Below are 25597 nucleotides of genomic sequence, written 5' to 3'. Positions count from 1 at the left end.
CATTCGACGCGCAAGGGACTTCCACCGCATAGGACTGCCATGTATCAACGCAATATTCTTGTCGAACAGACCGATCCCGAACTCTTTGCCGCCATCCAGGCGGAAAATCAGCGCCAGGAACAGCACATTGAGCTGATCGCCAGCGAAAACTACGCCTCCCCCGCAGCCATGTGGGCGCAGGGCACGCAACTGACCAACAAGTACGCCGAAGGCTATCCAGGCAAGCGCTACTACGGTGGTTGCGAGTTCGTGGATATCGCCGAGAAGCTGGCCATCGACCGCGTGAAAGAACTGTTCGGTGCTGACGCTGCCAACGTGCAGCCGCATTGCGGCGCGTCGGCCAATGAAGCTGTGTTCCTCGCCTTCCTGAAGCCCGGCGACACCATCATGGGCATGAGTCTGGCAGAAGGTGGTCACCTGACGCACGGCATGCCGCTGAACATGTCCGGCAAGTGGTTCAACGTGGTTTCCTACGGCCTGAACGCCAAGGAAGAAATCGACTACGACAAGATGGAAGCGCTCGCCCGCGAGCACAAGCCCAAGTTGATCGTGGCCGGCGCCAGCGCCTATTCGCTCGAAATCGACTTCGAACGTTTCGCCAAGGTCGCCAAGGAAATCGGCGCGATCTTCATGGTGGACATGGCGCACTACGCCGGCCTGATCGCCGGCGGCCAGTACCCCAACCCGGTGCCACACGCCGACGTCGTGACTACCACCACCCACAAGAGCCTGCGCGGCCCCCGTGGTGGCGTGATCCTGATGAAGGCCGAGCATGAGAAGGCCATCAACAGCGCCGTGTTCCCCGGCCTGCAAGGCGGCCCGCTGATGCACGTGATCGCAGCCAAGGCTGTCGCGTTCAAGGAAGCCCTGTCGCCCGAGTTCAAGGACTACGCGAAGCAGGTCAAGCTCAACGCCAAGGTCATCGCCGAAGTGTTGACCGCACGCGGTCTGCGCATCATCAGTGGCGGCACACAAAGCCACCTGATGCTGGTCGACCTGCGCGCCAAGGGCATCACCGGCAAGGAAGCCGAAGCCGTGCTGGGCGCCGCCCACATGACCATCAACAAGAACTCGATCCCGAACGATCCAGAAAAGCCGATGGTCACCAGCGGCATCCGCATCGGCTCGCCAGCGATGACCACTCGCGGCTTCAAGGAAGAAGAAGCCCGCATCACGGCCAACCTGATCGCCGACGTGCTGGACAACCCACGCGACGAGGCGAACATCGCCGCTGTGCGTGAAAAGGTCCACGCGCTGACATCGCGTTTCCCGGTCTACCGTTGATTCGCTACCAACCACGTCACTGATATGAAATGCCCCTTCTGCGGCCACCCGGAAACCCAGGTTTCGGAAACCCGTGTGTCCGAGGACGGGGATTTCATTCGCCGCCGCCGCCGCTGCGCGGCGTGTGACAAGCGCTTCACCACCTACGAGCGCCCCGAGGTCAACTTCCCCGCCATCGTCAAGAAGGACGGTCGGCGTGTAGAGTTCGATCACCAGAAGCTGCACGGCTCCTTCAAGCTCGCACTGCGCAAGCGGCCCGTGAGCGTGGAGCAGATCGATTCCGCCATCGAGCGCATCGAGGAAAAGCTGCTCAATCTCGGACAGCGCGAAGTGCTCTCCGCCCGTCTGGGTGAACTGGTGATGCGCGAGCTCAAGAAGCTCGACAAGGTGGCCTACATCCGCTTTGCGAGCGTCTACCGCAGCTTTGAAGACATCGATGACTTCCGGGCACTGGTGGATGAGGTGCGGCCGCAGAAATAGACGCACAGTTCTTTCTGCTGCATTGAACGACGGACGCCATTCGCGTCCGTTGTCGTTTGTGGGGGAACCGCCAGTACGTCAGTACACGTCGCGCCGATATCTACCCGAAGCAGCAAAGCGCTCGAACCCATCCGCTCCGAGCGACTCCTGCAGCGCCCGCTCCACCGCAGCCGCCATGCCCGCCAGACTGCCGCAGACATAGACCATCGCCCCACGCTCGATCCACTCACGCACGGTGTCTTTCGATTCACGCACGACATGCTGAACATAGCGCGGCTCGAGCGCGTCGCGCGAATAGGCGAAATCCGCGCGCTTCAGCCCGCCCTCCGCCATCCATTGCAATACCTCGTCCTCGGCCCAACCATCGGCCTGCCGCTGGCGCTCACCGAAGATGAACCAGTTGTCGTGCACCCCGGACTGAATGCGAGCCTTTAAGTGCGAGCGCAGCCCCGCGTACCCTGAACCATTGCCGATGAAGATCGCTGCCTGATCCACTTGCAGCGACACCGCAAACCCGGGATTTGCCACCAGCCGCAAGCGTACCGTCCCCCCGATGGCTAGCTGCTGCGTCAGCCAACCCGAGGCCAATCCCAAGCTGCCGTCACGTGCCACCTGACGCACCCAAAGTTGAATACACCCCTCCTCGGGCAGCGACGCCACGGAGTAACGGCGCAGCGCCACCGATTCACTGCTCACACGACCATCCACACAGACATCGACCAAAGCGCCCGCCTGCCAGCTCTTGGCCTCCGCCGCCTCTGCCTCCGCTCGCAGCTCCAATCTGAAGATGGGCCGTCCCATACTTCCCGGATTGCAGTGCTCGCGTCTACGCAGCCTGTATGCGGTCAGTGCCTCGGGCCCTGTCGCGTCCAGCAAGGTATCGGTATTCAGCGACCAATGCACGGCGAGCGCATTGCACCAGCGCCGCCAATCGTCCGCACTGTCCCCATCCATGGTGAGCGCCGCCCTCATCGGCGTGGAGCCCGCGCGCTGCAGCGCATCATGCAGTTGTAGTCCAAATCGGCAGAAGTGCGCGTACTCGCGATCACCCAGTGCCAACACCGCAAACTCGGTACTGGTGTCGTGCATGTCGTGCACTCCACGCAAGACGCGCAACAGGCCCCGTGCCTCATCCGGCGGCTCTCCCTCACCAAAGGTGCTGACGATCCAGAGCGTGTGGCGATGGCGCGCGAGGAGCGTAGCGTCGACCTTGACAGCAGAGACCAGCTCCACTGCATGCCCTGCAGCCACGAGCAGCCGGACCGTACGCAGCGCCAGGCTGCGCGCATGCCCTGACTGACTCGCGTGGACCACGGCGATGGAGGGTGCGCCTCCAACGACCTCCAAAGCCACATCGCCGCTCTCGCGCGATCTGCGGCGCCGGTCCAGATACAGCATCCAGCCCGTCACCGCGAACAAAGGAACCGCAAGCGACGCCAGCATCACGATGATGCGCCCCGGCAAGCCAAAGTAGCTACCCATGTGCAACGGGTAAATGGCGGCCACGGCCCTTCGCCCGGTAGGCAACGCTGCAAAGCGCTCGTCCTGCACCACGCGACCGTCGGCCGCGACCTGCATGCGGTTGCGTGCCATTTCGTGCGCAGCATCCGGCCCCAGCCAGTTGAACTGATGAGGTTTCGCGCCGTCTCGCGGCGGCCTGATCTGCACGAACTGCCACGCCCCCGCCTCCTGCTTAAAGCCCTTCCATGCCTGCGCCAATGCGGACTTGGGCGATGGTGCGCTGGCTGCAGACACCTGTGCCGCCGCCTTGGTGGCGCGCGGGGCAACGCCCGCCCAGCCATCGACCACTGCGCGCAGCGAGGTGAAGCCCCAATACATGCCCGTGGCGGAGAGCATCAGATAGACCAGCAATGCCCAGGTGCCGATCACCGAATGCAGCGCCCACAAGAACGAACGCCCCTTGTGTCGCGTGTTCAGATGCAGCCACGCATTGATCGACCATGGCCGACGCGGCCAACGCAGGTAAAGACCCGACACGCACAGCAGCAGCAGGCAGGCCGCCAACGCGCCGGTGACCGGTTGGCCGATCTTTGTGGGTAGCAGCAGCCAGATGTGCATCCGCTCCATGAACTCGAAGAAACCTGCGCCCCGGATCTGCGACTGGATCGCGCCGGTGCGCGCGTCGAGCCAGACCGACTCGCGATGCGCATGGCCCGGTGCAGCCGCGAAGGTGATGCGCGGATTGCCGCCGGGCATTGCCTGCAGCTCGATCCGTTCCACGTGCCGTGTCTCTCCGGCGGACTGCAGCACCGCGAGCAATTCGTCGGGCGCGAGCACGATCGCTGCACCTGTCGCTGCACCGCGCCCTGCACCAGGCGCAGCAGACACCGCACCCGGGTTCAACAAGTCGATGATCTCGCGCTGAAAGCTGATCGCCGCGCCCGACAGGCCCATCACGACCAAAAAGGCACCAGCGACCAGACCGACCAGCCAGTGCAATTGAAAGCAGACTCTCCTGAATGTCATCTCGAAGGCGTTCGCCGCACTCAGAAATCGTGTCGGTAGCCCACCGTGAGCGTTCTGCCCTGCCCTGCAAAGAAGTAGTCATTGCCCACGATCGCGCTTTGCGAGTAGTAGGTGATGTACTTCCTGTCAAACAGATTGGCGACGCCCACCGTCAGTTGTCCATGGTCCAGTTTGTAGCCGACGGAGAGATCGACCAGTCCGTAGCCCGAGAAGCGGTACTTGCTCGCGTCCAGCGTGTTCACCGCGTTGTTGCCGTCGAAGCTGCGCTTGAAATACCAATTCGCCTGCAATGCACTGGTCAGTCGCTCGCTCCATTTGGCGGACCAGTTCAGGCTCAGGCGATCGGGCGAGATGTTGGCGCCGTCCAGCTTGGTGTCAACCTTGCCGTCGCCGTTGATGTCAAAGCGTCCACGCGAATGCGCATAGCCCAGCCCCAGTTCGTGGCTGCTGTTGAGCTGGTAGTTGGAGGTCAGCTCCACCCCGTCGATCTGTGTGCGCGAGCGGTTGGCGATCCATTGGTCGTTGACGTAGGAGATGACCGTTCCCGGCTTCACCCGCGTCTGAAAATAGCTGGCCTGCAGCGCCAGCTTGTCGACCTTGACGCGAAAGCCCATCTCGTAGTTGTCCGCCACATCGGGCTTGAAATACGAGACCATCGACAACCGGGCACCATCCACCGAGATGCCCCGGATCGCCTTGCCCATGTCGGGCACCTTGAAACCCTGCGAGAAATTGGCGAACAGATTCAGAGGCTCCACCGGCGACCACGACGCACCCGCGTTGAACAACGTCTTACCGAAACTGAACTTGCCACCCTCGACGAATTTGCTGCCATAGCGCGGCAGCGTGGTAAAGCTGTCCACATCGACATTGGCATGCTCGTAGCGGATGCCGCCCACCACCTTCACCGATGCGATGGGTGCATATTCCAGCTGCGCAAACGGAGAAATGCCGGTGTAGGTGATGTCGGGAATCCAGAACAGATTGCTGTGCAACAGCTTCTGGTTAGAGTTCTCGTGCATCACGTCGAGTCCGACGACGGCGCGCATGGTCTTGTCCATAAAGTCGGCCGAAGTCAGCGCGATCTTGGCACCGTACTTGTCGAACTTCGCATGGCTTTGGTCGTAGGCCTTGTTGGCGAGGAACTTGGTGTTGCCACGGAACAGTGAATCAACGCCCTGGTAGTACGCAGATGCATTGAGCTTCATGCCGTTCAGATCATCATTCACATAGTTCGCGCCCACGGTCCACGAGTCGTTGTACGGAGCCGAGCCCGGCGGAGCCACGCGTTGCGCACTGGTAGGAACGCCTTTGTCGCGGTCGCCCGAGACCAGCGAATAATGGTTGTCGTTCTTGATGCGGAAGCGGTTGATGGTCAGACCGATATGCTGGTTGTCATCGATCGCATAACCAAGCTTCGCCATCACGTCATAAGAGCGCGAGTCCATCAGGTCGCCCTGATCATCATAGGTCCCGACACGGTTGCCCCAACCGTCAAGATATGCACCTTGATTTTGGTAGCTCAGATTGAGCAGGTAGTCGAAATCGCCCTTGCTTCCGGTGATGCCGTAGGTGGTCTTGTACGACATGGTCTCGCCCTTGAGCTGCGAGGTCGGCGTCGTCGCTTCCGCCGAGACATGCTGGCGCGGCTTGCCACCCTTGGCCTGCTTGGTGATGATGTTAATCGCCCCGCCCATGCCGCCGATACCGTTGGCGCTGTTGGCTCCTTGAATCACCTCGATGCGCTCGATCATCGACGGATCGATGGTCGTCATGTCGCGCCCGATGCTGGTGTACATGGGACTGGATTGCGGAATGCCGTCGACCATCACCAGTGGCTGCAGACCGCGCATGGTCTGGCCGTAGTTGGTCATCTTCTGCATGGCCGGAGTCATCGACGGAATCAGATTGCTCAAAATCTGCGTCGTGCTCGATGTCACCGCGAGCTGCTTGTCGATCTCGTCGCGACTGATGACCCGGATGTTCTGCGGCGCATCCTCCGTCGACTGCTCCAGGCGCGTCACGCTCACCGTCACGGTGGCAAGCTCCTTCGCGTCCTGCGCCGCAGGGGTCACAGCATGCGGCGTGCTCGCCTTGGCAGGTGCGGGGACGACGTCTGGCGGATTCTTCGGAGCGGAGGCGAGGGCGTAGTTTCCGGTACTCACCACACGTGCTCGCAGCCCCGAATCCGCGAGCAGCTTCGCAAAGCCTTCATCCACCGTGTAGGTGCCTGACAAGCCCGGCGCCTTCATGCCCGCCAGCTTGTCCAGATCCACGCTGAGATTCACACCGGCCTGCACGGCAAAGCCCATCAACGCAGCGCCCAGCGGGCCAGCAGGTATCTGATAGAACTTACGCGCCGCGCTGCTCACGCTCTCCTGCGCCTGCACTGCAGGAATGCCTGCGCCCAACGCCGCCGCGCCCATAATGGCGACCACCGCCGCATGTGCCGCCATCGCGACCGGGTGCAGTCGCTTGCTTGTGTCTTGCATGTTGATCGATCCTCGAATCTGTCTTTTGGGTTGCTTCAATGCATAGGACAGGCGAGAAAAGAAAATCGGACACTCACGACGAAAAAAATTCAGAATCGACGTGCGCAAAGCCCATCTCAGGAGCGCACCACCGTAGCCCAGAAGCGTGTTCGCTGCTCGACGCGCACCGGCAGGGTCTGCGCCATCAATACCAGAACGCGGTCCGTGTCCCGCAGCTGGAACACGCCCGAGATACGCAGCTCGGCCACATCCGGCGCACAATGCAGCACGCCATCGCGGTAGCGAGCCACCTCTGCAAGAAAATCCTTGAGACGCATGTTCTCGGCATAGAGCACGCCCTCTGTCCACGCGTCCGCATGAGGCGCCAGCGGCGCAACCTCGCCGATGTTCTGTGCATTGAACGACACCCGCTCACCAGCCCGAACGACGAGCCCGCGCCCGGTGTTGGCGGGCGTGATGCGCACCGCGCCCTCAAGCACCGACAGCGCCGTACTCTGCTCCTGCGTGCGCACGATGAATTTCGTGCCCAGCGCCTGCAGCTCGCCATGGCCCGTGCGCACGATGAACGGCAGATCCGTGTGCGCCCCTCGGTGCGATGTCTCCACCAAAATTTCCCCCGCATGCTGATGCACAAGACGCGCGGAATCATCCATGCGAACGTTGACGGCCGACGCCGTGTTCAAGACCAGACGACTGCCGTCCGCGAGCGTCACGCTGCGCAATTCGCCATGGGCCGTGCGGTACTCCGCGCCCCATATCTGCCAGGGGAGTTGGCGATAGGCCAGCCATCCCAGCAGCGGCGTCAACACCAGCGTCGTGCCTCGCAGCAGGCTTCGGCGGCCCGCGCTGGAGCGCGAACGGTTGAGCACCGCCATTCCCACCGACGATGGCACCGCTTCGAGCTGAAACTTGAGTTGCTGTGCGCGCTGCCAGACATCCTCGTGCACCGGGCTCTGCTCTCGCCAGCGCGCGAGCGAGTCCCGTTCGGCCGTACTGAAATCCGAGGCATGGCAGCGGGCCAGCCACTGTGCGGCCTCGTCGAGAATTCGTGCATCCACCCGGCCCATCTCTGTCAGTCCTCTAGCATCACACGCAGGCATTGCCGAAAACCCTGGGCCATGTAGCGCGTGACCGTTCGCACACTCACATTCAGGTGTGTGGCAATGGCCTCGTACGCCAGGCCATCAAGCTGCGACAGCAGAAACGCCGTGCGCACCTTCATGGGCAACTCGTTGAGCAGCGCATCTAGCTGCGCCAGCGTCTCCAGCAGAATCGCGCGTTCTTCAACCGACAGCACGCTCTCTTCGGGCAGCCACTGCAGCGACTCGAGGTAGGCCTGCTCAAGCGAGCGACGCTCCAGATGGTTGAGCATCAACCGCCTCGCTACCGTCACCAGATAGGCGCGCGGCTCGCGCACCTCCGCCAATGTCTGCACCCTGTTGCCCGTGCACAGACGAGTGAACGTGTCCTGCGCAATGTCAGCCGCATCGTGCCGATTGCCGAGTTTTCTGTGCAACCACGCAATCAACCAGCCATTGTGCACAGCGTACATGCTGCACAAGGCTTGACCGGACTCGCTGTCGGCTTGAGTGGACACAGAACTCTCTTAGGGATGAAAACGATGTCGATTTTACACAAATGCGACTCATTCCTATCTTCAAGCAAGATCGCTTGAAATCTCATCCCCTGCGGGCGTTCAATTCAGAAACAGCCTCGCAGCCGCCACCGAATTCGACGCAAACCACGCGTGGAAATAACTCATGCGCAGCGAGCCCTGTGCGTAGACGGATTCGAGCTGCGTGGCAGCATCGACCCGGTCTTCATCAAGCAGGCGTTGCGTATGCCCCACCACCGGCAGGCTGGTGTCGCAGGTCGAGTAATGAAAGCCATGGCCGCGCAGCATGCCCCACGGGCTTTGCCAAGCCTGCATGCCGAGGCCGCGTAATCGATCATGCTGAGTGACCACGCCGGGAATCACACCCAGCAACGGGGTGCGCAATGCTTTCGAAGGCCAGTGCAGCTCCTGCATCAGCGCGAGCATGCCACCGCATTCGGCCCAGATGGGTTTGTCCGCCTGCCAATGCTGGCGAATGGCTTCAGCGAGCGGCTGGCAAGCAACCAGCGTCTCGGCATGCAGCTCCGGATAGCCTCCGGGCAGCCAGAGCGCATCGCACTCAGGCAGAGCATCGCCCGCCAGCGGAGAGAAAAACTGCAGCGTCGCGCCCTGCTCCCGCAGGAACGCAATGTTGGCAGGGTAGATGAAGCGAAAGGCTGCGTCACGCGCAATCGCGATGCGACGCCCTTCGAGCAAGCGCGTGGGCGCAAGCTCTGACGGCGCGCTCAGCTCCGCACTCCAGCGCTGCTGCCATTGCGACCATTCAAGCCGCCCCAGATCAGACTGCGCAAGCGATTCGGCCACCTGCGCGATGCGTGCGAGCCCGTCGCCCATTTCGTCTGCAGCCACCAGCCCGAGGTGGCGCGACGGAATAGGAGCCTGCTCCTTCTGCTGGCGCATCACCTGGCCGAGCCATGGCACATCGACGGGCATGCTCTTGCGCAGCAGTTCGGAATGGCGTTCACTTGCGACGCGATTGGCGAGTACGCCCGCAATACGCAGACCGGGACGGTAGTTGGCCAAGCCGAACGCCACGGCACCGAAGGTCTCGGCCATCGATGACGAATCAATCACGAGCAAGATCGGCAGATTCCACAGAGCGGCGATGTCGGCCGCGCTGCGTGCGCCGTCAAACAGGCCCATCACGCCCTCGATCAGCACCACGTCGTTGTGCTCGGTCGCAAGGGCAAGACGCCGCTCGACGTCGACCCTACCGCACATCGCGAGATCGAGGTTGTCCACCGGCTGGCCGCTGGCAAGCGCCAGCCAGGTTGGATCGAGAAAATCAGGCCCACACTTGAACACCTGCACCCGCTTGCCCCGCGAGTGCAGAAGATGCGCCAACGCAGCCGTGATCGTGGTCTTGCCCTGCCCCGAAGCCGGGGCCGCCATCAACAGAACCGGACAGGCCACCGGGTTGCTTCAGCGCTGGTTGCGGGAGGGAATCGGCGCGAGGCCGGAATTCACGTCGCCGCACTGGCCGCGATGGCGCAGTGCGTGGTCCATGATCACCAACGCCAACAAGGCTTCGGCGATGGGCGCGGCGCGGATGCCGACGCAGGGGTCGTGACGGCCCTTGGTAATCACCTCGACCGGCTCGCCCAGTGTGTTGATCGAATTGCGCGGGCTGATGATGGAGCTCGTCGGCTTGATGGCGATGGTCACTTCGATGTCCTGCCCCGAGCTGATGCCGCCCAGAATGCCGCCCGCGTTATTGCTCTCGAAGCCCTCGGGCGACAGCGAATCGCCGTGCGTCGTGCCACGCTGCACCACGCTGTCGAAACCCGCACCGATCTCCACGGCCTTCACCGCGTTCAATCCCATCATCACATGGGCGATGTCGGCGTCGAGCTTGTCATACAACGGCTCACCCAGACCCACCGGCACACCGGTGGCCTGCACGCGCACCTTGGCACCGCAGGAATCGCCGGACTTGCGAAGCGCGTCCATGTAATCCTCATACGCTTGCACATTGGCGACGGGCGCGAAGAACGGGTTGTTGGGTACATGATCCCAGCTCTCGAACGGGATTTCGAGCTCGCCAATCTGGGTCATGCAGGCGCGGAACTCGGCACCGTATTTTTCCTTGAGCCATTTCTTGGCCACCGCACCAGCCGCCACAGTCGGCGCAGTCAGGCGCGCGGAAGAACGGCCACCACCGCGTGGATCGCGAATGCCGTACTTCTGGAAATAGGTATAGTCCGCATGGCCGGGGCGGAAGCTCTGGGCGATGTTGGAGTAGTCCTTGCTGCGCTGATCGGTATTGCGGATCAGCAGGGCAATCGGTGTGCCGGTGGTCTTGCCCTCATAGACGCCCGACAGGATCTCGACCGCATCGGCCTCGCTGCGCTGAGTGACATGGCGGCTCGTGCCGGGACGGCGACGATCCAGATCGAGCTGAATGTCAGCCTCGGTGAGCGACATGCCGGGAGGGCAACCGTCGATCACGCAGCCAACGGCCGGGCCATGGGATTCACCAAAGTTGGTGACACAGAAAAGGGTACCAAGTGTGTTGCCGCTCATAAGTCATGCATTATCGCCCGAAGCGTCATGCCCAGACGGGCTGGTCGGTTCCAGGCGGCACCGACGGGTGAGCATAACCAGTGGGCGTTCGCGACAATTGCGCGGCGTGCATCACTGCCACCAGTTCGCCAAAGTCGCTGTCCGCACGCCCAAGCCACGGAGCGACCAGCGCGTCGATCTTCCCCAAAGAGGCAGTCTGCGGATCCACCGGCCTGCGCCCCAGACTCCTGAGCCACTGCGCCACTCGCGCGAGCGACACCTCCACATGCCAGCTGCCGCCCTGCTCCGCCTGCCGCACGAGCGCTGCCTGCACGCCGAAGGCCAGCAAAAATCCGGCGCAGTAGTCCAGAATCTGCATCGGCAAGGCACGCGGTTCCGCACTATGGAAAGCAGCCGCTTCGTCGCTGTTGAGGCCGCTCACAGTCTGCACCAGCGAATCAAAACCACGCTTGTCCGCCCACGGCCCACTGCGTCCATAGGCCGACAGGCTCGCATAGACGATGCCGGGCCGCATTCGCGCCACCGCCTCCACACCGAGCCCGAGCCGCTCGAGTCCACCCGGCCGGTAGCCCTGCACGAACACATTGGCATCGCAAAGCAAGCCGCGCAGCGCGAGACTTCCCACCTCGCTCTTCAAATCGAGCAAGGCCGAGCGTTTGCCGCGACTCACATCGGCAATCGCCTCGATGTTGGGCAGATGCGGCGAGTTGATCATCAACACCTCCGCGCCATGGGCCGCGAGCGTACGGGCGCAGACCGGCCCGGCCAGAATACGTGTGAGATCAAGCACCCGCAGGCCCGCCAAAGGCCTCTCGTCCACCGTCTTCGCGGGCCAGGCGCGCGGTGCGGCATCACCGATCCGGGTGATACCGACGAGCGGCTGCTCCGCAATCGCCGCACGCATCGCGCTGGCCTGCCACTGCTGCGCACTGCGCACGGCAGCCACCACCAGCCCCGCCTGCGTGGCGCGCGTCTCGAAATCGATGGCATCCCAGTGCCCAAGTGCCTCCTGCACCTGAGCGCGCGTCGTACCCTCGCCCTCGGGCAAACCCAATAGTCGCAGCGCGCCGTCGCGGTGGTGCGCAAAGTTGGCATGGATCCGCACATGCCCCGGCCGCCCGATTTCCGCGCCACAGGCGTACAACCCCGAAATCGCCGCCCAGATGGATGGGCGCTCGCCGTCCAGCGTGAAGAAGCCAGTGGTCTCGGCCAGCGCATGCTGCACATCCACGCTGACCTGCTGCGGCTCAGCACCGGGCGTTCGCAAACGGTCGACCTCGGTCGCGGCCAGCGCCACAGCGGCGATCGCCGATTGCGCGGCCACATCGACCGCAAAGCTGCTCTCGAAACCCTGCGTCGCGCCATGGAGCAGTGCGCGCTCCAGTGCAATCATCGGCAGACCCGTCTGTCGCCAGAGCCCGGCCAGGCTTTCATCCGCATTCACATTCATCGCAAGCCTCCACCAAATCATCAGATGTCCGATTGCAGCAGCCGTGCATAGGGGCGGTCAATCTTGATCGGGCCAATCAACGCAGCCCGTCAACGTCCAGCCGAGGCCACCCGATAATGCGCCATGCCCGCCAGCACGCATGACGCATCCGCCAACTCCCCATGGATTTCCGCCGAGGAAGCGGCCGCCATGCTGGGCGTCAAACGCGCGAGTCTCTATAGCTATGTCAGCCGCGGCCTGTTGCGTGCGCAGCGCCTACCGCAGCACCGGGGCAGCAGCTATATGCTGTCCGACGTCTCGCGCCTCGTGCGCCAGCGCGCCACCATCCGCAACCCCGCCAAGCTAGCCCAGTCCGCGCTCGACTGGGGCCAGGCCGTACTGCCCTCGGCGATCACGCGTGTCAATGACGGACAGTTCTTCTACCGTGGCCAGAACGCCGTCGCGCTCTCCGAAGAAGCCTCGCTCGAAACGGCGGCCGCGCTGCTCTGGCGGGACGATGGCGGCCCATCGCCCGTTGTTGCCACGCCAGAATCGCGGATCGGGGAAAGCCCGCCTGAAGACCTTCCCGATGCCGGTCGAGCGCTGTCCCTGTGGTTTCAGGCACCCGCGTCGCTGACGCACAGCGCACCTGCAAGCCATGATCAGCGGATGCGCTTTGTTCACGCGATGTGTTCTGCCCTGCTCGGCCAGCCGCTGCCTGCACAAGATGACGCAACGCCCATTCATCAACGTCTGCAACACCATTGGCACCTGAGCGATCAGGCTACCGATCTGCTACGCCGCGCGCTGGTGCTCTGCGCCGACCACGAACTCAACGCGTCAACCTTCGCCGTGCGCGTCGTCGCATCGACGGGTGCGAGCCTGCACGCCAGCCTCGGTGCGGGACTGGCGGCGCTGTCGGGCGCCAAGCACGGCGGAATGACATCGCTGATAGACCGGCACTGGGACGAATGGCATGGGCCTGCGGCAGATCCACAGGCGCTCGCTCCCGGCCTGCAGCGCCTGCTGCGCGAAACCCAAACGAGGCAAACGCCCAGCTACTGTGCGGGATTTGGCCACCCGCTCTACCGCCAAGGCGACCCGCGCAGTCTGGCCCTGCTCGCCGCTTTGCCGCCGCAACCGGACGTCGCGCGCCTGACCGAGGCAGTGCTCCGTCAAACGGGACTGCACCCCAGCCTGGACTACGCGCTGGTCGCCGTGCAACGTAGCCTGAAACTGCCGCACGGCGCGGCCTTTCTCCTGTTCGCGCTCGGCAGAACCGCAGGCTGGATCGCCCATGCCGCCGAGCAGGTGCAAAGCGGCCAACTCATCCGGCCTCGCGCCAACCCTACTGGCAATGAGGAGCCCGCATCGGCGACGGAGCCTACCGAGTCCGCCGCGGGACGGGTGGTCCGCTTTCGATGAATACCGCAGGCCACATAAATAAGAAATTGATTACATTTGCATTGATAGAATAAGAACAGCCTGTGAGCAATTACAGGCTTTTTTTAATCATTCAAGCTCCCGTCTTCCCTTGCTAGCCACAACCCGCGCGGCGCGTGCCTGCGCCTTGCGGGCGAACCTGCGCGCTTCCAAGCGTCCGTGTCCTGTTGTGCAAGAAGTGGTCTGAAGCCCCTCAAGCCCTGCAACAGCGAACTGCGCGTTTCTCCTCCTTCATGTCCGCTTTCCGCACCACCGCCACCATTGACTGGTTGCAGGCACTGCGCGGCCTTGCCGCGATGGCCGTCGTCGTCACGCACGCTGGCTGGACGCTGGCGCAGCCCGCCCACAAGGAACTCGCGTGGGAGTATTTCGCCCACGGGGCGCTTGGCGTGGACCTGTTCTTCGTGATCAGCGGGTTCATCATGTTCTTGACCACGCGCAGCTGCGATGGCTCGCCGCGCTACGTGGCCGATTTCGCGATCAAGCGCTTTGCGCGCATCTGGCCCTTGTTTCTTGTCGTCAGCCTGATCTATCTGGGCCTCGCTTGGCAAAAGGCCGATGCGTTTCCAACAGCCTACTTCACCGATGTGGCCAGCCAGCTCGTCTTCCGCCCGGTCAGCCCCAAGGCCTCAGATTTCTTCCTGCTGCCGGTGGACGTGGCATGGACACTGTGCTTCGAGGCCTATTTCTATGTGGTGATCGCGATCTCGCTGTTTTCGCGGAAATGGCGCTGGTGGATCGTCGCGGCCCTGCTCACGCCGGGGCTCGTGCTGTATCCGTTGCTGGCTCAGGACTGGAATTTTTCGTTCTACCACCAGAGCGCCATCGCGCAGAGCCACTATCTGAATCTGGCGGTCAATCCGATGGTCTGGGAGTTCGTGCTCGGACTACTGGCCGGTTGGCTCTACACCCGCGACTGGACCCAACCCAAACGTCCGCTGGCGTTCTGCATGATCGCCGCTGCAGGCATCGCGTTCATCGCCATACCGGAGACGCACACGCCCACGCTTTACGGACCGACGATTGAATACGGTGGACTCACGATCTTCGCGATCTTCATGCTGATCGCGCTCGCGAGCAAAACGGTGCAACTGCCCGTCACGCGCTGGCTGGTGTGGCTGGGCACGATGTCGTACTCGATCTATCTCACACACAAACTGGGGTTCATGGCGGCCGCGCAGATCAGCGCCTGGCTGGGCATCCAAAGCGCCAGCGCGCGCGATTGGGTGGGCTTTGCAATCCACCTGACATGCGGGATCAGCACCGGAGCGCTGTTCCACTATGCCGTGGAGGCCCCGCTCTCGGCGCGGGTGCGCAACGCGCTCCTGCTACTGGGCAGGAAGTCGAAAGAAGCGGACTTCGCCAACACGCAGGCCCACCCTGTTTGAGGAGCTGCCGCTCAGGCAGATTCGCTCTGCTCAGGCCAGTCGCGGATATACGCCTTGAGCAGCTTGTTCTCGAAGTTCTGGCTGTCCACCACGGCCTTGGCCACGTCGTAGAAGCTGATGACACCCATCAGCATGCGCCTGTCCATCACCGGCATGTAGCGGGCATGCTGATTGAGCATCATGCGGCGCACTTCGTCCATGTCGGTCTCGAGTGTGCAGGTCAGCGGCGCGTCGTCCATGGCCTTGCGCACGAGCATGGTGCCGACGCTGCCACCATTCTTCTGCAGCGCCTGAATCACTTCGCGGAAGGTGAGCATGCCCACGAGGTCGCCGTGCTCCATCACAACGAGCGAGCCGATGTCCTTCTCGGACATGACCTCAACAGCCTTCGCCAGAGGTTCATCGGGGGTGACGGTGTAAAGCGTATTGCCTTTGACGCGAAGGATATCGCTGACTTTCATGGGGTATCTCCTTAGGGCCAGCTACGCATGAGGCGCGTGCTGGCCGTTTCCTCATGAAATATAGCCCACAATTGCGGGCAATTGCACCACTTTGGAGACATGAATGCCCGGATATTCAGACCCAGGCTTCGACACGCTGTCCTTGCACGCGGGCACGCAGCCCGATCCTGCCACCGGCGCGCGCGCGGTTCCCATCCATCTGACGACCTCGTTCGTCTTCGAATCGAGCGATCACGCGGCCAGCCTGTTCAACCTCGAACGTCCCGGCCATGTCTACAGCCGCATCAGCAACCCTACCAACGCGGTGCTCGAGCAGCGCGTGTCGGCGCTCGAAGGCGGCGTCGGCGCGATTGCGGTGGCCAGCGGCCAGGCGGCGTTGCATCTGTCGATCGCCACGCTGATGGGAGCTGGTAGCCACATCGTTGCCAGCACCGCGCTGTACGGCGGCAGCCAGAACCTGCTGCACTACACGCTGGCGCGGTTCGGAATCGAAACCACCTTCGTCAAGCCCGGCGACATCGGTGGCTGGAAAGCGGCCGTGCGCCCCAACACCAAGCTGTTCTTCGGCGAGACCGTGGGCAATCCGGGCCTCGACGTGCTCGATATCCCCACCATTTCGCAAATCGCGCATGAGGCCGGCGTGCCGCTGCTGGTCGACTCGACCCTCACCTCGCCGTGGCTGATCAAGCCCTTCGAGCATGGTGCCGACATCATCTACCACTCGGCCACCAAGTTCCTCTCAGGCCATGGCACCGTGGTCGGGGGCATCGTGGTCGATGGCGGCAGCTTCGACTGGGAAAAGTCCGGCAAATTTCCCGAACTGACCGAGGCCTATGACGGCTTTCACAACATGGTCTTCAGCGAGGAAAGTACGACCGGTGCCTTCTTGCTGCGCGCCCGCCGCGAGGGTCTGCGTGACTTCGGCGCCTGCATGAGCCCGCACACCGCGTGGCTGATCCTGCAAGGCATCGAGACGCTGCCGCTGCGCATGGAAAAACACATTCGCAACACCGAAAAGGTCGTGCAGTTCCTCGCCAACCAACCGCTTGTCAGTCGCGTCGGCCATCCGATGCTCGAGAGCCATTCGTCACACGCCCTGGCCAAGAAACTGCTGCCACGCGGCGCGGGCTCGGTGTTCAGCTTTGACATCAACGGCAATCGCAACCAGGGCAAGAAGTTCATCGAGACGCTCAAGGTCTTCAGCCACCTGGCCAATGTGGGCGATTGCCGCTCGCTGGTGATCCACCCCGCCAGCACCACGCATTTCCGCATGACGGACGAAGCGCTCGCGCAAGCTGGCATCAGTCAAGGCACGATCCGCCTGTCGATTGGTCTAGAAGATGCAGACGATCTGATCGACGACTTGAAGCGCGCTTTGAAGGCTGCCGAAAAGGCCGTCTGAAACATCACGCAAACAAGACAAACCGAACAGATTTCCCGACCTATTGAGGAGACCCGCACATGCACATCAACGTTCATGGCGACCCAATTTATGCCTACACCGGCGGCAAGGCCTTCGATGCCGCCAAGCCCACCGCCATCTTCATTCACGGCGTGCTCTGCGACCACAGCGTGTGGGCGCTGCAGAGCCGCTACATGGCCAATCACGGCTGGAATGTATTGGCCATCGACCTGCCCGGCCATTGCAAAAGCGGCGGCAAGGCGCCCGAAAGTGTGGAAGAAGCCGCCACGTTCATCGGCCAACTCATGGACGCGCAAGACCTGCAGAAGGCCGCGCTCATCGGCCACAGCTGGGGTAGCCTGATCGCCATGCAGGCGGCGGCGCAGCTCGGCGAACGCGTGAGCCATCTGGTGTTGGTCGGCACGGCGGCGCCGATGAAGGTGTCGCCCGCACTGCTCGAATCGGCGGTGAAGGCACCCGAGCAGGCCATCGAGATGATCAACGTGTTCTCGCGCGCCACGCTCTCGCCGCCCAACGGTGCGGGCAGTTGGGTGTTCGGCGCGGGCAAGGCGCTTGGCCGCCGCGTGCTGGCGAGCAATCGCGACGTCAACCTGCTCTACACCGGCTTCAAGGCCTGCGACAGCTACGCCGGTGGCGAGGCCGCAATGGCCGCGCTCGCCTGCCCGGTGCTGTTCGCGCTGGGCGATCAGGACCAGATGACGCCCCCCAAAGCGGCCAAGAGCCTCATGGACACGGCCAAGGCGGCAGGCAAGCAAGTCAGCCTCGCCAAGCTCCCGAGTGGCCACAACCAGATGACCGAAGCGCCCGACGAAACGCTGTTCGCAATCCGCGACTTTCTGGCGCGCTGAGTACCCTCCGAAACGCCCCAAACCCCTGAAACCCGTCCGGTTTAGGCGACCTGTCTGAACCGGGCGTATAAATCTGGAGACACACGACCCTTTTCAGGAAAGGAGTCCGACATGTCTCGCGCATCCCCCTCCGGCAGTTCGCCCGACAAGTCCTCGGTTGACCCTCGCGAGTTCAAGACCTTCGCCGAGTTCTACCCGTTCTATCTGCAGGAGCACAGCAACCGCACCTGCCGCCGCCTGCATTTTGTCGGCACCTCGTTTTCCCTGCTCTTTCTGATAGGGCTCATCGTCACCGGCCATATCTGGTATCTGCTGGCAGCACTCGTCAGCGGCTACGGTTTTGCCTGGATCGGCCATTTCGTCTTCGAGAAGAACCGGCCCGCGAGCTTCAAGCGCCCGCTCTTCAGCTTTCGCGGCGACTGGGTAATGTGGCGCGACATCCTCACCGGCAAGATCCCGCTGTGAGCACCTTGCGGTAGTGCCCCCGCGAAAACCCCCATTCGCCCGACAGCCAATCGACAGCCTGAAAGGGCACACTGCAAGCAACAGACAACAGCGTGCTCAACGGAGACTATATGAACACACCCGATCAACTCATGCGTGACCGCGTGCGCGCCCTTGCACTGAGCCAGATAAGCCGCCGCCATTTGCTGGCCTTGGCAGGTGGCTCCACGTTGACCGGGCTGCTTCCTGTCGGGGCGTATGCGGAAACCGCCTGGCCATCCAAGTCCGTGCGCTTCGTCGTGCCGTTTGCCCCGGGCGGAAGCTCGGAAATCGTCGCGCGCTCCACGGCGGCCGAACTCACCAAATCGCTCGGTCAGAGCGTCTACGTGGACAACAAGCCCGGCGCCGCAGGCAACATCGCCATGCAGGAAGTCGCGCGCTCGGATGACCAGCACACGGTGATCCTCGGCCACATCGGTACGCTCGCGGTCAATCCCTACATCTTCGACAAGCTGCCCTACGACGCGAACAAGGACTTCAAGCCCGTCTCGCTGCTAGCCAAGGTGCCGAGCCTCTATGTGGTGCATCCCGATGTGCCGGTGAACAATCTGCGCGAGCTGATCGCCTACGCCAAGCAAAAGCCCGGCAAGCTCAGCTACGGCTCGGCCGGCAACGGCAGCGCGGGCCATCTGGCGTTCGAATACCTCAAGATGACGGCCGATTTCTTCATGCTGCATGTGCCCTATCGCGGCACTGGCCCGATGATGCAGGACCTGCTCGCCGGCCGCCTCGACGCGGCATCGGTGGGAGCCGCCGCCCTGCTGCCGTTCATCAAGTCAGGCAAGGTGCGCTGCATCGCCACCGGATCGACCCAACGCCTGCCGCAACTCCCCGACGTAGCAACGGTGGCCGAGCAAGGCTTCCCCGGCTTCGAGATGACGCAGTGGTACGGCATGCTCGCCCCCTCCACGATGAAGCCCGAACACATCGACAAGCTCGCCGTGGAATGCGCCAAGGCCGTGAAGGCGCCCGATTCGCTGAAACGCCTGCAGGGCGACGCAGCAGAGGCCATCGGCAGCACGCCTGCGCAGTTCGCCCAGTTCATTGCGACTGAGCAAAAGCGCTGGCAGAAGGTGCTCAAGCGCGCGGGCGTCAAGCCCGACTAATCCATTGACACTTTGAAATCGAATGCATTCACATCCCATGATGAGGTATGCAAAAAATCACTCTGCCAGACGTTGAGCGCCAAAAGCCTGGGGCGATACTGCGCAGGCACAGCGGCAGCTGTCGCACAGGTGCGCCGGGCGCGGTGCGTTGTGCCTTGGTTCGATGGCAAGCGACGCGTGAATGCCTGCCACCAAACCGGCAAGCAATGACGCTTCTACGGCCCGCTGGGTTCTGTTTGCCCAATCATCCCGGATGCAGCCAATAGTTAGTCAGCACTGCGCATGCAATTTGCCTTATAAAACATAACGGCGAAAGCCTGACCTACAGGCGTTCCGAGTTGGATGGGCGGGCACGCGATATTCCCATGGGGAATTACGTGCATCTGTGCCCACTTGCGCCATCGTAGTTTCTTGAAACGGAAGTGGACCACTTGCCGCAGCCCTCTCCTTCCCACGTCCAGCGTCTGACATCGTGCGACTTCACCGGTCGCGACAAGACCGCCGCGCTACGTGAGTTCTATGGACGCGAATTGATGCGCGTGGACTTGCAACCTCTTGAGGTCACGGCACACACGGCAGGGTTGGATTTTTCCACCACCATGCTGCCCTTCGGCTCCGGGGCCATCTACGCTCACACCCAGAACACTCCCTGCCGAATGTGGCGCTCGCCCGAGATGCTGCGTGACGGCTCTGACGATATATATCTGTTCACGACCTTGCGCGGCAATGGGATCCTGCGTACGCCGCACGAAAGCTACGATGTACCCTGTGGGAGCTATGGCCTGGTCTCCAAAGCCCGAGTGCACGAATTTATCACTCCAAGGGGCGGTGCCAGTGCCTGCATCCAAGTGCCACATGCCGCCTTGGCGCGAAGAGTGCCAGGGCTGGAAGAGGCTCCTCTGGTTCTTTTGCCCCCCAGCATGCCGGAGCCCGCCTTGGCTCTGGGCTATGCGCAAATGCTCGCCAGCAGTTCCTCGCTTTCTACAAGCGTGCTGCAATCGGCCCTGCTGCATTTGCAGGATTTGATGGCAACCATGCTCGCGCCCGCTGCCCGAGGCGCGCGGCCTGAGCCAGAAACGCTGAACGTACCCCGCCTGGCGCTGATCCAGCGCGACATCCGGGCTCGCATCACCCAGCCCGGACTGAATTTGGTGCAAATCGCCCGCATGCACCATCTCACCCCACGCCAGGTCCAACGCCTGTTCGCTGGCGAGGGGACGTGCTTTTCCGACTTCGTGTGCCAAGTGCGGCTGGAACGCGCGCGGGCCATGCTCATCGACCCCGCGCAACGCCACCGCCGCGTTTTGGCCATTGCGCTGGACAACGGGTTTGACGGAGCTTCTGCCTTTAGCCGTGCATTTCGGCGGCACTTCGGCGTATCGCCTAGCGAGGTGCGTGGCCTGAACGGCTGAGGATGCTGCAACGCTCTCCTCCATAGCGGCCCAATGTCGCATTGGGTATGGAAATTGTCGCGCGCGGTAAAGACGGGAAAGAGTGCTTTGGCGAGACTGGCTGTTGCAACAGTCAACAACTCTTCCTTCGCATGAAAAAGTACCATTTCTACGGCCTGCTTGCCGCTTGGCTTGTCAGCACCGGGGTGCAGGCGGCCACCTTCGCCGTCAACGACACCGCCGACCTGCCCGACGACAACCTGACCGACAACATTTGCCATACCAGCGCAGGCTTTTGCTCCTTGCGCGCGGCCATCGACCAGGCCAACGCGCTGCCAGACGACGACACCATCGTGCTGCCAACAGGCAACTACACACTTACGCTGCCCGGCGTTCTCTACATCGGCAGCAACATCACCATCAACGGCGAGAGCCCCAGCACGTCCATCATCAGTGGCGGCGGCACGCGCGCTGTGCTGACCATCAGCGGCGATGCCGTTGTGAACCTTAACAAGTTAGCCCTCACCCAGGGTAACGGAGCGCCGTCGTCGGTCGGAGGAGCACTGAGCGTCGGCAGCGGAACGACCACGCTCACCGAGGTACTTGTATCCAACAGCACGGCCACGGGCGCAGGGTTCAGTCAGGGCGGTGGCATCTACGTGAACGGCACCGGCACGCTCTACCTGTTGGACAGCACAGTCATGAACAACAGCGCCGCCAATGGTGGAGGTGGCATCGGGGTGGCATCGGGCGGGGCAGTTCACGTCATTCGCAGCACCATCAGCGGCAACTCGACAACCAACCTAGGTGCCAACGGAGGGGGGATTGACGTGAAGGGACAACTCGAAATCGTAAACTCGACTGTCTCTGGCAACACAGCAAATACCGGCAGCGGCATTGGCGTGAGCGGTGACGGCAGCGCCAACATTCTCTTCACCACCATCGCCTACAACACGGCCACCTCGGCCAACAGTGGACAGTTGGAATCGTACACGCCCAACAGCACCAGCATCGTGAGCGGCAGTATCATCGCCAACCCGACAGGAGGCGTGAATTGCGCGAGCACGGAGGGCTCATTGACGTCGAGCGGCTACAACCTCTCCAGCGATGACAGTTGCGCCTTTATGACCGCTCAGGGCGACCTCACCCATACCGATCCCTTACAGGCATCACTGGGTTTCAACGGCTACATCAACCGCACGCACGCCTTGCTGACGGGCAGTCCTGCCATCAACGCAGGCCCCACACTCGTGCCGGTGCAAGCCACCACCGACCAAAACCACAAGGCGCGCGTGCAGGCAGGGCGAGCAGACATTGGTGCGTATGAAGCGACCGCAGCCATCGTGGTCAACGTGGGCAACGCATCCATCACCGAAGGCAACGCGGGCACCACCGTGCTTGACTTCCCCATTTCCCTGTCGGCTCCCGCACCATCGGGTGGCATCACCATCACCTGGTCTACGGCGGATGGAACCGCCGCCGCATCAAGCGACTATGTCGCGGTAGCGGGTGGGCAAGTCACCATCCCCGCGGGCGACAACTCAGGAAGCTTGACCGTCACCATCAATGGAGACATTCAGGTGGAGCCGAACGAAACCTTCACGGTCACCCTGGACAGCATTGGTGCTGGAGCCTCGATAGGCACCAGCACCGCGACCGGCACCATTGCCAACGACGATAGCCTGCCACAGCCCGGTAACCCTGAGATTGGCGCAGCACGGGCCGTGCCCACACTGTCAGAGTGGGGGCTGCTGTTGCTTGCTGGACTGCTAGGCGCGATGGGCTGGCGAGATGCGCGAGCCCGGGGTCGACGGCAGTAAAGCGTCTGGTCGTGAACTGCCTGGCTTCTCTGAGACATCGATCTTGAGGAAGATGGCCGCACTCCAAACATTGAAGCGCTGGCTCAACGCAGGATGCTGCACAGCTCGCCTAGCTTGCTCAGCATGACATGCGGTTGTGCTTCCAGCTCCCAAGTCTTGTTGTCCCAATTGACCCAGGCGGTCTGCATGCCCGCCAGCAGCGCGCCCTCCACATCGAGCCGTGCGTCGTCGCCTACATGCAGCACCGCCTCCGAGGAATACCCGGCCTGCTCCGCGCCAGCTTGAAAAATGCGCACATCGGGCTTGGCAATACCAAAGCCCTGCGCACTCAACGCGGCCTTGAAATAGCGTCCAAGGCCGATGCGATTCACGTCAGCATTGCCGTTGGAGATCGCCACCACCGGATAGCGTGCGGCCAAAAACTCCAACGTCTCGAGCGCATCGTCGAACAGCACCACGCGCTGGCGTTCGTCAAAGAAAAGATCAAAAGCGGGTTCCGCCAGTGCCGGATCATCGCCACATTCTGTGAGTGCCGCACGAATCGATTCGCGACGCATGGCGCTCAGATCGAACCGCAACTCGGGCCGCTCCAGCTCCACACGTTCCCGGATGCGACGCAGCGACCGGGAATCCGGATATGCCGCCGAAGTGGCCGGCGCATGTTGCCGCAGCCACTCGGCCAGCACCTCCTCGGCACGCGTGATCGTCGGCCAGACGGGCCACAGCGTGTCGTCCAGATCGATGGTGATGGCTTTGATGCGGGAGATATCGAGTTCATGCATGGTGGGTCAAGGATAGCCTCAGAACACATGCCGTCCGCGCGAAGGGATGTTCCATCGGCGGCGCACCATTGCACTCAATAGGATCTCAATGAGATACCCCAGACATTATTTCTCTTCACAACAATCCACAGGTTGATGTGGCGACTCCGTTCCTCACCACTGACCGCCCGGCGCGTGTACGTGACCAGAAAGTGCACCTTGTTCATGCTCGCCAAGACAGGGACCTTTGATTCATAGCGCGTGGACTTCCAGCCAGTCCCCTGCAACCGGGAGAAGAAATCCACGGGATGTTGACCAGATGTTTCCCAAATCAAAGTCTCCGTCTCGGAAATCATCACGTGCGGAAAATGCAGTCGGGCATCCATGCCCGCCAAGTCCAGTGCATTGAATGCATCCGTGAATTCGTCAAGGCAATTGGACGCTTCCTTGACGATGTCGGAATCCAATGCGATGTCGCTTGTCTCACTGACAAAAGCAAGAAAATTGCTCATGGGATGTCGCAGGCCGTAATGGGGAAGTGCTCCATGGTAGTGCTGAAAGCGTGCTGCATATCGAAATCCAACGATGAAAACGCCCAATCACAAGCCTGCCTGCCCGTCACGAAAAATCCCGTTCAAACAATATTCGTGATCTGCGGCCCACCACACCTTCACGACGGCCTCGGCCTTTGCAAACGCCCTACTCACTCCCTGCTGCAAACTCAACGCCAATAGGTGTGAATCATCTTTCGCACGCCGGCCAATTGAGATTGATCGGCCGCCCAGCCGCGAACCGCTTGAATCAACGGCAACCCACCAGCCACCCACAGCGTCGTATCGGCTTTCTGGTAATCCTGCGTTGCCAGCCAGCCCAGCACCTGGTCGATTTCTGGAGCCGAAGCACCCGGCTCACCGCCACAGATCCATTCCGGCCGGACAACCGGCGTGGGCAGGTCGAATGCCGCACGTTCAGCGTCATCCGCCACCCACAACATCATGGCTGACGATTGCCCCTTGGGCAGCATCTGCGCCATGCGAGCGGCCGCAGGCAAAGCGCAGGCGTCAGCCATCAGAACAACATGTGCTGCAGGTGCAAACGGCCCACTGGAAGGGCTGAGTACGCCAACGCTGCTGCCGGGCCGTGCCTGCCCGGCCCACTGGGAGCCGGGTGATGCGCCATCGCGATCCGGGTGCAACAGCACGTCAACATCAAGCCAAGCGGCGTCCACATCCAGATCGCGAATCGTGTAGGTGCGTCGCGGCATGCGAGGCTTGCCAGCTTGCCACTGCAAGCGGCCATCCTCCATGAGCGACGGCCAGACAGGCTCACAGCCGACGTTCGGCAGCAGCATGCGCACGTGCAACCCACCATTCGCGAACACCCCAAGATCATCCCCCCGCAACCGCAAACGGCGCATTCGGGGGGAGAGCTCCTTGTTGCTGATGACTTGCATGACATGCAATTGCGCCGGACTACGCGGCGCCTGACCATTCCAGACGATGTTCCAACTGCCCTCGGGCCAGGCCATTTCATCGGCAAACTCGCCCAAATGCTCGGTGATCGACAACTGCATCAACTCGCCCATCTGCGAGCTCACTGTTTGCAAGGCGCAATGGAGTAGCCGCGCACCCGCAACTTGAAGCTCCACCGAACCGACCTCCACCAGAATCAAATGCACTCGCTCGGGCTCGACGTGGCGCACCTCCACTCCTTTGTCTCGCCAAAGGGCGACCAGCCATTCAACAAAGGCGGTCGCTCGTGGCAGCGCGATGTTTGCGCTCAGTGGTGTGCTCTTTTCTGCTGTCGTATTCATGGAAAGTGCTGGTCTTGGTACCGCATGCGTTCGCTGGTGGCATGAACTATTTGGACATCTGCCAAGTTTTTTTGATTCTGTCTGTAGGACGGTCAAACATTCCCGAAAACATTTCGAAACCGTGACAAATGCACCACTAATGCTAATGCATTTGAGAATCACTATTATCCACGACGTAAAATGAGAGGCACATCCAAGCGCCACCTCCCTCACCTCCTTTCCCTTCACGTTCTATGCGTCATCTGCAATACACCCCCGTCGTTCAAGCTGTTTTGCTGACCATCGGAGCCGTCGGCTTCGCGTCACCATTGCTTGCGCAAACTACTGAC

Annotated in this window: 21 protein-coding genes; 10 read left to right on the top strand and 11 right to left on the bottom strand. The window is 62.1% G+C overall.

Annotated features, from left to right (window positions below; genetic code table 11):
* Positions 1-39: 39 nt before the first annotated feature.
* Together glyA and nrdR are read left to right on the top strand one after the other, a co-directional pair.
* Positions 40-1284, top strand: a complete 1245-nt coding sequence (glyA, locus tag G7047_RS06445; RefSeq protein WP_166302355.1) for a serine hydroxymethyltransferase — start codon at positions 40-42, stop codon at positions 1282-1284.
* Positions 1285-1308: 24 nt separating this feature from the next.
* Complete coding sequence (nrdR, locus tag G7047_RS06440) at positions 1309-1764, top strand: transcriptional regulator NrdR (RefSeq protein WP_166302352.1); 456 nt, start codon at positions 1309-1311, stop codon at positions 1762-1764.
* A gap of 78 nt (positions 1765-1842) precedes the next feature.
* Here the strand turns inward: nrdR and G7047_RS06435 are convergent, their stop codons facing one another.
* The 7 genes from G7047_RS06435 to G7047_RS06405 all read right to left on the bottom strand — a co-directional run bounded on the left by G7047_RS06435 (position 1843) and on the right by G7047_RS06405 (position 12331).
* Entirely contained in the window at positions 1843-4251 is a 2409-nt protein-coding gene (locus G7047_RS06435) for a sulfite reductase flavoprotein subunit alpha (protein WP_166302350.1), read from the bottom strand.
* A 20-nt stretch (positions 4252-4271) separates the two neighbouring features.
* Positions 4272-6743, bottom strand: coding sequence for a TonB-dependent receptor (locus G7047_RS06430; RefSeq protein ID WP_205904729.1), 2472 nt, complete (start codon positions 6741-6743; stop codon positions 4272-4274).
* 116 nt (positions 6744-6859) lie between these two features.
* Entirely contained in the window at positions 6860-7810 is a 951-nt protein-coding gene (locus G7047_RS06425; RefSeq protein ID WP_166302348.1) for a FecR domain-containing protein, read from the bottom strand.
* Positions 7811-7815: 5 nt separating this feature from the next.
* Positions 7816-8295, bottom strand: coding sequence for a sigma-70 family RNA polymerase sigma factor (locus G7047_RS06420; RefSeq protein WP_166311916.1), 480 nt, complete (start codon positions 8293-8295; stop codon positions 7816-7818).
* 144 nt (positions 8296-8439) lie between these two features.
* The gene (locus G7047_RS06415) at positions 8440-9750 is read right to left on the bottom strand and encodes a cobyrinate a,c-diamide synthase (RefSeq protein WP_166302346.1); all 1311 of its coding nucleotides are present in this window, start codon (positions 9748-9750) and stop codon (positions 8440-8442) included.
* Positions 9751-9780: 30 nt separating this feature from the next.
* Positions 9781-10881, bottom strand: a complete 1101-nt coding sequence (gene aroC / locus G7047_RS06410; protein ID WP_166302343.1) for a chorismate synthase — start codon at positions 10879-10881, stop codon at positions 9781-9783.
* A 25-nt stretch (positions 10882-10906) separates the two neighbouring features.
* The gene (locus tag G7047_RS06405; RefSeq protein WP_205904728.1) at positions 10907-12331 is read right to left on the bottom strand and encodes a CoA transferase; all 1425 of its coding nucleotides are present in this window, start codon (positions 12329-12331) and stop codon (positions 10907-10909) included.
* A gap of 123 nt (positions 12332-12454) precedes the next feature.
* Here G7047_RS06405 and G7047_RS06400 point away from each other — a divergent pair, with 123 nt between their 5' ends.
* A complete protein-coding gene (locus tag G7047_RS06400) occupies positions 12455-13735 on the top strand; it encodes a citrate synthase family protein (protein ID WP_166302341.1) in 1281 nt (426 codons plus the stop codon).
* A gap of 251 nt (positions 13736-13986) precedes the next feature.
* The gene (locus G7047_RS06395) at positions 13987-15141 is read left to right on the top strand and encodes an acyltransferase (protein WP_166302338.1); all 1155 of its coding nucleotides are present in this window, start codon (positions 13987-13989) and stop codon (positions 15139-15141) included.
* Positions 15142-15152: 11 nt separating this feature from the next.
* On the opposite strand, the gene G7047_RS06390 is transcribed toward G7047_RS06395, so the two are convergent.
* Entirely contained in the window at positions 15153-15602 is a 450-nt protein-coding gene (locus G7047_RS06390) for a CBS domain-containing protein (protein ID WP_166302336.1), read from the bottom strand.
* Positions 15603-15705: 103 nt separating this feature from the next.
* Here G7047_RS06390 and G7047_RS06385 point away from each other — a divergent pair, with 103 nt between their 5' ends.
* The 6 genes from G7047_RS06385 (at position 15706) to G7047_RS06360 (ending at position 22694) form a co-directional block, all read left to right on the top strand.
* The gene (locus tag G7047_RS06385) at positions 15706-17004 is read left to right on the top strand and encodes an O-acetylhomoserine aminocarboxypropyltransferase (protein WP_166302333.1); all 1299 of its coding nucleotides are present in this window, start codon (positions 15706-15708) and stop codon (positions 17002-17004) included.
* 59 nt (positions 17005-17063) lie between these two features.
* A complete protein-coding gene (locus G7047_RS06380; protein WP_166302331.1) occupies positions 17064-17873 on the top strand; it encodes an alpha/beta fold hydrolase in 810 nt (269 codons plus the stop codon).
* Between the two features lie 111 nt (positions 17874-17984).
* Entirely contained in the window at positions 17985-18338 is a 354-nt protein-coding gene (locus tag G7047_RS06375) for a DUF962 domain-containing protein (RefSeq protein WP_166302328.1), read from the top strand.
* 131 nt (positions 18339-18469) lie between these two features.
* Positions 18470-19483, top strand: a complete 1014-nt coding sequence (locus G7047_RS06370; protein WP_166311914.1) for a tripartite tricarboxylate transporter substrate binding protein — start codon at positions 18470-18472, stop codon at positions 19481-19483.
* Between the two features lie 422 nt (positions 19484-19905).
* Positions 19906-20895, top strand: coding sequence for a helix-turn-helix transcriptional regulator (locus tag G7047_RS06365; RefSeq protein ID WP_166302326.1), 990 nt, complete (start codon positions 19906-19908; stop codon positions 20893-20895).
* 131 nt (positions 20896-21026) lie between these two features.
* Positions 21027-22694 (top strand): IPTL-CTERM sorting domain-containing protein, encoded by a 1668-nt coding sequence (locus G7047_RS06360; RefSeq protein WP_166302324.1) that lies wholly within the window; start codon positions 21027-21029, stop codon positions 22692-22694.
* Positions 22695-22777: 83 nt separating this feature from the next.
* Here G7047_RS06360 and G7047_RS06355 read toward each other — a convergent pair whose 3' ends face one another.
* The 3 genes from G7047_RS06355 to G7047_RS06345 form a co-directional block, all read right to left on the bottom strand.
* Positions 22778-23476: an HAD family hydrolase gene (locus G7047_RS06355; protein WP_166302321.1), complete on the bottom strand. Its 699-nt coding sequence runs from the start codon at positions 23474-23476 to the stop codon at positions 22778-22780.
* A 74-nt stretch (positions 23477-23550) separates the two neighbouring features.
* On the bottom strand, positions 23551-23967 hold the full coding sequence (locus tag G7047_RS06350) for a hypothetical protein (RefSeq protein WP_166302318.1): 417 nt from the start codon (positions 23965-23967) through the stop codon (positions 23551-23553).
* Positions 23968-24176: 209 nt separating this feature from the next.
* Positions 24177-25268 (bottom strand): siderophore-interacting protein, encoded by a 1092-nt coding sequence (locus G7047_RS06345; RefSeq protein ID WP_166302316.1) that lies wholly within the window; start codon positions 25266-25268, stop codon positions 24177-24179.
* Positions 25269-25597 lie beyond the last annotated feature (329 nt).

This window comes from Diaphorobacter sp. HDW4A (assembly GCF_011305995.1).
Classification (GTDB): domain Bacteria; phylum Pseudomonadota; class Gammaproteobacteria; order Burkholderiales; family Burkholderiaceae_C; genus Diaphorobacter_A.
Note: the sequence above shows the minus strand (reverse complement) of the source record. Positions and strands in the feature narration are given on the sequence as shown.